The sequence below is a fragment of the Mucilaginibacter sp. MD40 genome (genome assembly GCF_002288635.1).
In the GTDB taxonomy this organism is placed as follows: Bacteria; Bacteroidota; Bacteroidia; order Sphingobacteriales; family Sphingobacteriaceae; genus Mucilaginibacter.
Window position 1 is genome coordinate 1,883,484 of the sequence record NZ_NRSW01000001.1, and the last position, 10,162, is coordinate 1,893,645.

General features: G+C 44.9%; 12 protein-coding genes. 5 read left to right on the forward strand and 7 right to left on the reverse strand.

Translation table 11 applies throughout. The features are described 5' to 3' along the window. The first annotated feature begins 1 nt into the window (after position 1). Complete coding sequence (locus CKK33_RS08550; RefSeq protein ID WP_095703701.1) at positions 2-985, forward strand: Gfo/Idh/MocA family protein; 984 nt, start codon at positions 2-4, stop codon at positions 983-985. Between the two features lie 24 nt (positions 986-1,009). Further along, on the forward strand, positions 1,010-1,510 hold the full coding sequence (locus CKK33_RS08555) for a hypothetical protein (RefSeq protein ID WP_095703702.1): 501 nt from the start codon (positions 1,010-1,012) through the stop codon (positions 1,508-1,510). 2 nt (positions 1,511-1,512) lie between these two features. On the opposite strand, the gene CKK33_RS19610 is transcribed toward CKK33_RS08555, so the two are convergent. After that, complete coding sequence (locus CKK33_RS19610; protein WP_165852094.1) at positions 1,513-1,689, reverse strand: DUF6496 domain-containing protein; 177 nt, start codon at positions 1,687-1,689, stop codon at positions 1,513-1,515. A gap of 167 nt (positions 1,690-1,856) precedes the next feature. Here CKK33_RS19610 and CKK33_RS08560 point away from each other — a divergent pair, with 167 nt between their 5' ends. Then, positions 1,857-2,951 (forward strand): AI-2E family transporter, encoded by a 1,095-nt coding sequence (locus CKK33_RS08560; RefSeq protein WP_095703703.1) that lies wholly within the window; start codon positions 1,857-1,859, stop codon positions 2,949-2,951. A gap of 8 nt (positions 2,952-2,959) precedes the next feature. Here CKK33_RS08560 and CKK33_RS08565 read toward each other — a convergent pair whose 3' ends face one another. After that, on the reverse strand, positions 2,960-3,271 hold the full coding sequence (locus CKK33_RS08565; protein WP_095703704.1) for a hypothetical protein: 312 nt from the start codon (positions 3,269-3,271) through the stop codon (positions 2,960-2,962). A 27-nt stretch (positions 3,272-3,298) separates the two neighbouring features. Here CKK33_RS08565 and CKK33_RS08570 point away from each other — a divergent pair, with 27 nt between their 5' ends. Beyond that, the gene (locus CKK33_RS08570; RefSeq protein ID WP_095703705.1) at positions 3,299-4,255 is read left to right on the forward strand and encodes an MBL fold metallo-hydrolase; all 957 of its coding nucleotides are present in this window, start codon (positions 3,299-3,301) and stop codon (positions 4,253-4,255) included. On the opposite strand, the gene CKK33_RS08575 is transcribed toward CKK33_RS08570, so the two are convergent. From CKK33_RS08575 to CKK33_RS08595, 5 genes are all read right to left on the reverse strand, one after another. Next, complete coding sequence (locus CKK33_RS08575; protein ID WP_143822930.1) at positions 4,256-4,819, reverse strand: lipopolysaccharide assembly protein LapB; 564 nt, start codon at positions 4,817-4,819, stop codon at positions 4,256-4,258. Positions 4,820-4,896: 77 nt separating this feature from the next. Beyond that, on the reverse strand, positions 4,897-5,745 hold the full coding sequence (locus CKK33_RS08580) for a bifunctional transcriptional activator/DNA repair enzyme AdaA (RefSeq protein WP_095703707.1): 849 nt from the start codon (positions 5,743-5,745) through the stop codon (positions 4,897-4,899). Positions 5,746-5,822: 77 nt separating this feature from the next. Next, on the reverse strand, positions 5,823-6,392 hold the full coding sequence (locus tag CKK33_RS08585) for a MarC family protein (RefSeq protein ID WP_095703708.1): 570 nt from the start codon (positions 6,390-6,392) through the stop codon (positions 5,823-5,825). A gap of 3 nt (positions 6,393-6,395) precedes the next feature. Continuing rightward, positions 6,396-7,631 carry an MFS transporter gene (locus CKK33_RS08590; protein WP_233138173.1) on the reverse strand — a complete coding sequence of 412 codons (1,236 nt, stop codon included), beginning with the start codon at positions 7,629-7,631 and terminating at the stop codon, positions 6,396-6,398. Positions 7,632-7,635: 4 nt separating this feature from the next. After that, the gene (locus CKK33_RS08595; protein ID WP_095703710.1) at positions 7,636-9,153 is read right to left on the reverse strand and encodes an amino acid permease; all 1,518 of its coding nucleotides are present in this window, start codon (positions 9,151-9,153) and stop codon (positions 7,636-7,638) included. Between the two features lie 273 nt (positions 9,154-9,426). Here CKK33_RS08595 and CKK33_RS08600 point away from each other — a divergent pair, with 273 nt between their 5' ends. Next, the gene (locus CKK33_RS08600) at positions 9,427-10,116 is read left to right on the forward strand and encodes an OmpW family protein (protein ID WP_095703711.1); all 690 of its coding nucleotides are present in this window, start codon (positions 9,427-9,429) and stop codon (positions 10,114-10,116) included. Positions 10,117-10,162: the final 46 nt, after the last annotated feature.

Here is a 10,162-nt window from a genome sequence, read left to right on the forward strand (position 1 = left end):
TATGACTGCTATTAAGTGGGGCATTATAGGCTGCGGCGCCGTTACCGAAAAGAAAAGCGGACAAGCCTACAATAAAATAGACGACAGTAAACTGGTTGCCGTAATGCGCCGCGATGCCGAAAAAGCAGCCGACTACGCGCAGCGCCACCATGTTGACCGCTGGTATAGCGACGCCGACGAATTATTGAATGATCCGGAAGTGAACGCGGTTTCCATTGCCACCCCTCCGGATTCGCACCTGGAGTATGCCAAACGCGCCATCGCTAAAGGGCTTAATGTTTACGTAGAAAAGCCGGTTACCCGCAATGCCGCCGAGGCACAAGCCATGGCTGATGCCGTGCATGCCGCCGATGCCAAACTTACCGTAGCGCATTATCGCAGGGCTTTACCCATGTTTTTGCATGTGAAAAAGCTGATAGATACCAACGCCATTGGCGATATACGCACGGTGCAGATCAGGATGTGGCAATCGCCGCGGCCTAAACTGGTGGAGCAAAATGCGCCCAACTGGCGTTTACAGCCGGAGGTTTCAGGCGGTGGCTACTTTCACGACCTGGCGCCTCATCAACTGGATCTGATGTTGTATTTCTTTGGCGAACCGGCTGTTTACAGCGGTTACAGCTTAAATCAGGGTGAATTTAGTCCGGCGGATGATCATGTAACCGGGCAGATCATCTTTAAAAATAAAATTGTGGTGGATGGTTCCTGGTGTTTTAACGTGGCCAAAACCGAGATCATTGACAGGTGCGAGATAGTAGGCACAAACGGCAAGATCACGTTCCCATTCTTTGGCAATTTTGTAACCTGCAAAATAGGAGAGGAAGAGGAAACGGTAGAGTTTGTTCAACCTGAGCATATTCAGCAGCCGATGATCACCAAAATTGTGGCTTACTTTAAGGGCGAAGGCCCCAACCCCTGCACCATAGATGAAGCAGTTGTGCTGATGAAAATAATGGATGCGTTTACCTTGCAGCATAAATTATAATTATCTTAGTGTGAATGCAGTAACATGAATAGATTTCTCTTTTTATTCCTGCTTTGCTATGGGGTAAAGGCATCCGCACAAAGTTTCGAGGTGCCTAAGAACTATTCTTTCAGCAAACAAACCAATTACGCGCAATATGAGGCTGATATTATTAAAGCCACCGACTGGCTGCAGCGCACGCCGTGGACAGCCGAGCCGGAAAAAAGGGAGGCGGTAACTCAATTCCTGCTGAAATGGGCTCAGGGCGTACCCTACATTACGGTTGAGCTTAAACAACCCATTATGGATATCAGCGACGCTAACCCTCAGTTAGGCTTTATATATATGGGGAAGTACTGTAAGTACGCTATTGAACATAAGGCCGATTTCAACCCGCTTAAGGCCACGGCTTACGCCCTTCGCGCGGTGGCTGCTAAATACAAAACAGAGCCTGTCCGTAAAACAGACGACGATGTACAGCACATTATAGCGTTAGATGAGAAGGGCGAACTGGAAGCCTGGATAGCCAACGATTTCGGCCTTTAAGTTTAGTCTTTCTTTTTGGGTACTTTTGCGCCTTCCTTACGCGCTTCAGATAACCCTATTGCGACAGCCTGTTTCTTGCTGGTTACCTTTTTACCACTGCCGCTTTTAAGCTTGCCCTCTTTCATCTCGTGCATAGTTTCCTCTACTTTCTCGGATGCTTTTTTTGAATACTTAGCCATGATACTTTACTTTTATTAAGATAAAGCAAAGGTTTTGCCAAATTTAAATGATGAGTTAGGTTACTTTTTAGCCGTTTAAACAACTATTAAGTGTTTTAAATACAAGTTAATGCAAAACATTCTGCTTTAAAATCCTGTTCACGAATTGAAGAAAATTTACATACCCCATGACTACAAAAAAACTTATTGCCCCGTTTTATGAACGCCTGGCGCTAACACTAATCGGTATTTGTGTGCTTGGCTATCTGGTCATTGTCGCTAAAGAACTGCTGGATCCGCTCATTTTCGGTTTGTTGTTTGCCATATTGCTGTTGCCTATTTCCAGCTTTTTCGAGCGCAAATGCAAATTACCGAGGAGTGCCAGTTCTTTTTTGTCGATAATGTTATTGGTGATTTTTGTAGGTGGTGTTTTATATCTGGTAGGCAACCAGATATCGGGCATAGCTAATGACTGGCCTATGCTAAAGAACCAAGTAACCCAATCCGTTAACGACTTGCATGCCTGGGTAGAGCAAACCTTTCATATCAACGCGCATAGACAGATGGTGTATGTAAATGATACCGCTAAAAAGATCATGTCATCAGGCGGTGCGGTATTGGGTACTACCTTTGGCGCGGTATCATCATTGGCTTTATTCTACGTATTCATACTCATTTTTACGTTTTTTATCCTGTTCTACCGCAAGCTGCTGATCACTTTTATTACATGGGTATTTAATGATGATAACAAATCTGTAGTAATGGATATTGTGGAGAATATCCAGAAAATACTGCGCCAGTATATACTGGGTTTAGTAATAGAAATGGTAATTGTGGCTACCATAGCCATCGCGGTTTTCTGGATGATCGGTATCAAGTATGCCGTGCTGTTGGGCCTGATCGTGGGTTTATTTAATATCATCCCATATGTGGGCATTTTTACCGCTTTGCTGCTGAGTACGCTGGTAACCTTTGCTACAGGCAATATCAGTCAAACGCTTACCACAGCAGTAACCGTAATTGGCATCCATGCTGTTGATGCTAACTTTTTACTTCCGGCCATAGTGGGTTCAAAAGTAAGGCTTAACGCGCTTATATCTTTCATCGGTATCATTATCGGCGAAATGGTGTGGGGCCTTTCGGGCATGTTCCTGTCTATCCCGGTGATGGCGATAATGAAGATCGTATTTGACCGTGTAGAAAGCCTTAAACCATGGGGTTACCTTTTAGGCGGCGATTACGAATACAAGGAAAAGGCAAAGGAAAAAATGAAAACAGAGTAACCCGGGCTTTAGTGCTGGTGGTTAATGAGCTGGTAAATACGGATAAAAAGCGCGATGCCATAAGCCATCAGCACTACAGTGTTTACCACCAGCAGCCAGTTCAGGTCGGGCTTACTGTATTTTTGCCGGGCACAGATGATGAGCAGGGTAATAAAGCCAAGTATAAGTATAACAGGCGCTATAAAAGTCCATATCTGTTGTTTGGAGATGTAGATATGGTCAAGCTGGTGTTTATCGCTCATGAGCGCAACAAGAGCTACCAATAGCAGGATCAGGAAAAGGCGGGTGACAATTTTTGCGGCAATCTGGCTGGTTTTCATCGGGCACAAATTAGTAATTTTGCAACAATGTACCGTCTGCATAAAATCATAGTTATCATATTATTGGGTTTACCTGCCATGCTGCAAGCGCAGGTAAAGGTTAAACCATCTTTTAAAGTAGTACCGCTGGGTGTTTTGGGAGGTATTGATGAAAGCAATCTTTCGGCCTATATGCTGGCGCCGCAAGGCTCGGATAATTACCTGTGCCTGGATGCCGGTACTATTAATTACGGGTTGCAAAAGGCCGTAGCGGCGGGCACATTTAAGCAACCTGCCGGAGTGGTAATGCGGCGAAATATTAAAGCCTATCTGATATCCCACGGGCATCTGGATCATTTGTCGGGTATGGTCATTAATTCGCCGGAGGATACAGTAAAAGATGTTTACGGATTGGCTCCGACACTGCAAACCCTCAAAACGCACTATTTTACCTGGGAAAGCTGGGCAAATTTTACGGATGATGGTGAGGCGCCACAGCTAAAAAAATACCATTACCAAGTGCTGGAACCTATGGTACAGCAACCGGTGGAGAACACCGAAATGCTGGTAACAGCTTTCCCGCTTAGCCATTCTAACCTTACCAGTACTGCATTCCTGGTTAAACATGATGATAACTATATATTGTATTTAGGCGATACCGGGGCTGATGCCGTTGAGAAAAGCCAGAACCTGAACAAACTATGGACGGCCATAGGGCCGATTGTAAAACAGGGGCGCTTAAAGGCCTTGATGATAGAAGTATCATTCCCTAACGAGCAGCCGGAAAAAAGCCTGTTCGGGCACCTTACGCCTAAGTTATTAATGGATGAACTGGGGATGTTGCAAAAGTTGGCCGGTACATCACTAAAAGGATTGAACGTGGTGGTCACACACTTGAAGCCGCCCTACACCAGTATCAGCAAAATAAAGCAACAACTTAAAACGGGCAATACGCTCGGCGTTAAACTCATTTACCCGCAGCAGGGTAAGGCTTTACTATTTTAATTACTTATCATCAAGTAGGTCAACACAGCTTTTAGAGAGCTGTTTAAGCCTCGAGTTCAAGGTAGACAGCGCCGCGGTATCATGTATGTGCGTATACATAAATTTGATCAGGTCGAGCGTATCGTTATCCGGGTCGCAGGCCTGCGCCTTTTCCAGGTGAGGTAGCGCCTTCCTTGCCATAGCGGTGTAATTCGCGCTTCCTGAAACTCTCAGCTCCTCGGCCTGTTTGGCGTACAGGTAACCAAGGCCCCGCTGAGCTACATAATACTCCGGCACGGCGGCTACCACTTTTTCGTAATACTCAATAGCCTTTACAGATTGCGCGTTGTTCTCATACAAATGCCCTATAGAATAATAAAAACTGGCGCGGGCGTTAGCTTTTAGTTTATCCGCATTAGGTAGCAGATCTTCGCCAAGGCTCAGTGCTTTGTCTGTTTCGCCCTGCAGGCGTGCCAGGTTAAAATCCAGATATTGATTGTATACTTCATCAGCTGATTGCGCGCTTGCCCGGCAAAAGCTAAATAAAATACCTGTGAGCAATAATAACCTTAGCTTGTTCATCATAACGAATATCAGGTTTAAAATTTAATTACCTGTATACCCTTTAGACTTTTTATCAGCGCTAAGTTTAATGTGGGTAATTATTGTTGGTTACTGCCTGCCCGTGCGGCTTCCCAGCCAATGATGGCTGTTTTGCGCTTACTGCCCCAATGGTACTGTCCGGTATGCCCGGTTGATTTGATGACCCGGTGGCAGGGGATCAAAAATGCTACAGGGTTGGCGCCAATGGCACTGCCCACGGCGCGGCTTGCCAATGGCATATGGATCTGCTGTGCAACGGCCTGGTACGTGTTAAGCCCACCCAAAGGTATTTTGAGTAAAGTTTCCCATACCTTTAGTTGAAAAGGCGTGCCCTTGAGGTGTAGCTTTATTTGCGGAAGATGCGACCAATCGTGCCTGAATATTTGCAGTGCGTTTTGTTGTAAAGTGTCTGTTAACTGGTAATAAGCTGCGTATGGAAACAGATCATATAAGCCGTCAAAAGCCTCGTCCTTATCGTCGGCGAAAGCCATATAACAAATCCCCTTGTGGGTTGATGCTACCAGCATGTTCCCGAAAGTAGTTTCGGCGTAGCTGAAATTAATATGGAGGGCCTTACCACCGTTCTTGTACTCGGCGGGTGTCATGCCTTCTATGTTCACAAATAGATCATGCAGGCGGCTGGTGCCCGAAAGCCCCGTATCATAAGCGGCATCAGATAACGAGGCTTGTTGCTTTAATACTTGCTTGGCGTGGTCTATACTCAGGTATTGTAAAAACTTTTTGGGGCTGATGCCGGCCCATTGGGTAAACATCCGCTGGAAATGATAAGGGCTCAAATGAATACTTTGGGCCACCTCATCCAGATCGGGCTGTCGCTTAAAATTATCCTTAAGGTAATTAATAGCTTCGGCAATACGGTAATAATTCAGATGTTCTGCTGTTTCCATCGCGTTATGGTTTACCACAAATTTACAGCGCCTACAGTCGGTAAAAAACCCGAAACTTGCTCAAACAGATACGTGTATTATAACCCTGAATTACTTCTGAACAGTTTAATAGCTATGGCCAGTAGTATTACCCCAAAGGCTTTACGTAAGATATGTAAACCTGTTTTGCCTAACAGTTTTTCGAGCAGTTTTACATTTTTCAGTACCAGGTAAACTACCAGCGTGTTCAACACAATACCAACCAGGATATTCTGTGTTTGATATTGCGACTTGAGCGATAGCAGGGTTGTCATGGTACCTGCGCCGGCTATCAACGGGAATGCTAAGGGTACAATAGAAGCCGCCTGCGGTATTTCTTCCTTAAAAAAGCTTACCCCTAAGATCATCTCCAGCGCGATGATGAAAATTACAATAGAACCGGCTATAGCGAAGGATGATATGTCGAGCCCGATAACAGAAAGCAGTTCGTCGCCTGCAAACAGGAAGGTAACCATGAGTACCAGTACCGCTATGGTGGCCTTTTCAGATTCGATATGGCCTACTTTCTGGCGCATCTGGATAATAATGGGGATGGTACCCAAAATATCAATGATGGCGAAGAGGATCATGGTTACAGATATGATCTCTTTAAAAACGAGTGGATGCATAGCTTAGGATTGCTTTTCTTTTGAAATTAAACGAAAACTAAACAAAAGTGCAATTAAAATATAGAAAGCCGATAAAAAGAAAACACTATGTACAGAAATTGCGGTGGCCAGGCCCGCTGTTACCGGCCCTAAAGTTTGCCCTATGGATATGTAAGCCTGATTAACGCCCATTACTTCGCCACGCTGGCGCTCATCGTTATGGTCGGCTATGATAGCGTTGAGCATGGGGTTACGCAAGCCGTTAAACAAGCCGTAAATGCCTATAGCAACAGCGAATAGTATAAATCCGGTTGAAAAACCGGTAAGCAGCATTGCGCCAAGGCAAATGAGGGTAGAGAGGAGCAGGATCATTGATTGCAGCGATATCAGCTTTTTTATAGCCGGCACTAATAGCTGCATGAGTATGCCGGTAATGCCAAAGCCCGCGTAAAATATCCCGATCTGCGAGGTGCTTAACTTTAATTGGTCAACACTGAAAGTTTGAAAACCGATGAGCATGGTAAACTGGGCCATGGTAAGCAAAAAGCCGGTAAATACCGCGGTACCAATCACCGGCTTTTTCAGCACCGTTACCAGCGATGATAGGGTAAAGCCATCACCCTGCTTTTTATTATTCTTATTTTGGTTGGTTTCCTTTAGCAAAAGCAGCGATAAAAATACGCCTGCTACAGCAATACCTGCCGCGAAGAAGAAGGGTACCTGCATGCCAAACTTGCTGAGCAGGCCACCAATGGCAGGCCCTATCACAAAGCCAAAACCAAAGGCTGAACTAAGGATGCCAAAGTTTTTGGCCCTGTCTTTTGGAGAAGAAATATCTGATATCATGGCCTGCGCCACAGAAATATTGCCACCGGTAAGTCCGTCTAAAACGCGTGCGGCAAAAAGCATAAAGATACTGTTAGCCAGGCCAAATAATACAAATGATGCTGCCGTACCTATCAGGCTGATGATGAGTATGGGTTTGCGCCCCCATTTATCAGATAGCGACCCTAATATGGGCGTAGCAATAAATTGTGCTATAGAAAATGCTGCTGTTAACAAGCCTATTGTCTGCTCGGTAACGCCGAATTTTTTACCATAGGGATATAGCAGCGGTATAATAATACCAAAGCCCATGGAGTTGATAACGGCTATCAGCACCAAAACCCATATCATGCGGTTTGCCTTCATGCTATTACAAAAGGCCTGGAAACAAAAAAGGTTCTGCCATGGCAGAACCTTTTTATATATCTTAATCAAAAAATTACTGTTTTTCGAAATCTGAGGCGGTTGGTAAAATGTCGCCAGCTGTACCCAGCTTGCTATGTTTTTTACTGTAACCGAAGTAGATCAGTAAGCCTAATACCATCCATACTAAAGCGCTCAGTTGGGTTTCGCGAGGTAAACCTATGATCATGCCCGCGCAAACGATCATACCCAATATAGGTACCAATGGTACCAATGGTGTTTTAAACGGACGAGGAAGGTTAGGATCACTCTTACGTAACAGGATAACACCCGCGCAAACCAGTATGAACGCGAACAGGGTACCAATTGAGGTTAAATCGCCCGCTACGCTACCCGGCACAAAGGCCGCGAAAGCGCCCACAAACAGGAACAAGATCATGTTGCTCTTGTAAGGTGTTTTAAATTTAGGGTGCAGGTCTGAAAATATTTTAGGTAATAAACCATCTTTTGACATGGTGTAGAATACACGCGACTGGCCCATCAGCATCACCAGGATAACCGAAGAGAAACCAGCCAGAATAGCTACGGTAACCAGGGTAGATAACCAGCCATAACCGTGCATATAGTTACTGATAGCAAAGGCTACAGAAGCTTCCTTACCTGATTTCATGAAATCGGTATACGGCGCTACACCGGTTAATACCCATGAGAAAAGGATGTAAAGAATAGTACAAACCACTAATGAACCTAAGATACCGATAGGCATATCACGGCTTGGGTTTTTAGCTTCCTGTGCTGCGGTTGACACGGCATCAAAACCAATAAAGGCGAAGAAAACCACACCGGCACCACTGATGATACCTCCCCAGCCGTGATTAAAGAATGGCGCATAGGAGTAGGTTTCGCCGTTGGATAATTTAATATCAGGCGCATTATCAGGGATGATGTACGGGTGGTGATTGGCAGGGTTAATATACTGCCAACCGATGGCGATAAACACCAATACGATAGCAACTTTAATAAATACGATGATACCGTTCACTGTAGCTGATTCCTGCGTACCTTTTATCAACAATAACGATAAAACAACCAGGATGAGTAAAGCCGGAAGGTTAGCAATACCATGGATAGTTTGGCCGTTAACAATAATTTTTTCCATAGGGGAGTGGCACCACTCATAGGGTATTCCCCCGCCGAGGAGCTTATTGAGATACTCGCTCCAACTGATGGATACTGTGGCCGCGCCGAGCGCGTATTCCAATATCAGCGCCCAGCCAATAACCCAGGCAACAATTTCGCCCATGGTGGCGTAAGCGTAAGTATAAGCACTACCTGCAATAGGGATGATTGACGCGAATTCGGCGTAGCACAAGCCGGCAAAAGCACAGCCAATAGCCGCTACGATGAATGACAGGGTTACCGCGGGGCCGGCATGCTCACCAGCGGCAGCGGCGGTTCTTACGAACAAACCGGCGCCAATAATAGCACCAATACCCAGCGCAACCAGGCTGCCCGCCCCAAGCGTTCGCTTAAGGGTTTCGCCCTCGGTTGAGGCCGTTAGTTGTTCAATAGATTTCTTTACAAATACCTTCATTGTTTAAATTAAATAATAAGACCAGTTTAGTAAAAAACAGTTTCCCCAAACGTAGTTAAAATTATTGAAAAGATGAAAAGACTAATGTAACAAGGCAATATCTTATTTACGCCAAATATAATATGGCAGCATATTCTTAAACTATTAAGCGGGAAAATATTCCATATTATGGGTAAACAATTAATGACCAACCTCAACAAACCACCTGCCTTTGGTCATGGTGCTGCTTACTGCCCCAATATACTTTTGATGTGTTAATTAATCATATACATCATGAAAAAATTTAAACTTTTCGCATTTATCTTATTTTTATTACCGGGCCTCAACGCGCTTGCACAACAAAAAAACGAGTGGGATATACGTATAAGGGCAATAGGAGTATTGCCGCAGGAGAGTGCAACCATAGGAGTGATCGGCGGTGGTATAAATATTAGTAATACCGTAGTTCCCGAGGTAGACTTTACGTATTATTTCGCTAAAAACTTCTCTGCCGAACTTATCCTGGCCACAACAAAGCATAATGTAAAAACTACTTCATCAAGCCTGGCGGCCATTGGCGGCCCGGCTGCTGCCGATGTTAACCTGGGGCATGTTTGGTTGTTGCCGCCCACACTTACCTTACAATATCATTTGCCTACAGGTACCGGGTTTAAGCCATACATAGGCGCTGGTGCCAACTATACTATTTTTTACAGTGCGGATAAAGGCCCCGTAGTACAGGGTATTGATTACAAGAACAAATTTGCGTTTGCCGCGCAATTAGGTTTTGATTATGACGTGAGTAAACGAGTGTTCATTAATGCCGATGTGAAAAAGATATTCCTATCCACCCAGGCTACGGTAAATGCCGGAAACCTGACACCATCAGGTAATGAGGCATTGCGCCCGGTATTGCAAAATATCTCTGCGGATGTTAAAATAAGGCCCTGGGTTGTTGGTGTAGGTTTGGGTTACCGATTATAGCTTATCACTATAAATAAAAAATGGCGGCCAACCTGGCCGCCATTTT

Bases quoted from the DNA above. Each gene is read 5' to 3' on its own strand.
- CKK33_RS08550 (WP_095703701.1), top strand. From the start codon at position 2: ATGACTGCTATTAAGTGGGGCATTATAGGCTGCGGCGCCGTTACCGAA.
- CKK33_RS08555 (WP_095703702.1), top strand. From the start codon at position 1,010: ATGAATAGATTTCTCTTTTTATTCCTGCTTTGCTATGGGGTAAAGGCA.
- CKK33_RS19610 (WP_165852094.1), bottom strand. From the start codon at position 1,689: ATGGCTAAGTATTCAAAAAAAGCATCCGAGAAAGTAGAGGAAACTATG.
- CKK33_RS08560 (WP_095703703.1), top strand. From the start codon at position 1,857: ATGACTACAAAAAAACTTATTGCCCCGTTTTATGAACGCCTGGCGCTA.
- CKK33_RS08565 (WP_095703704.1), bottom strand. From the start codon at position 3,271: ATGAAAACCAGCCAGATTGCCGCAAAAATTGTCACCCGCCTTTTCCTG.
- CKK33_RS08570 (WP_095703705.1), top strand. From the start codon at position 3,299: ATGTACCGTCTGCATAAAATCATAGTTATCATATTATTGGGTTTACCT.
- CKK33_RS08575 (WP_143822930.1), bottom strand. From the start codon at position 4,819: ATGATGAACAAGCTAAGGTTATTATTGCTCACAGGTATTTTATTTAGC.
- CKK33_RS08580 (WP_095703707.1), bottom strand. From the start codon at position 5,745: ATGGAAACAGCAGAACATCTGAATTATTACCGTATTGCCGAAGCTATT.
- CKK33_RS08585 (WP_095703708.1), bottom strand. From the start codon at position 6,392: ATGCATCCACTCGTTTTTAAAGAGATCATATCTGTAACCATGATCCTC.
- CKK33_RS08595 (WP_095703710.1), bottom strand. From the start codon at position 9,153: ATGAAGGTATTTGTAAAGAAATCTATTGAACAACTAACGGCCTCAACC.
- CKK33_RS08600 (WP_095703711.1), top strand. From the start codon at position 9,427: ATGAAAAAATTTAAACTTTTCGCATTTATCTTATTTTTATTACCGGGC.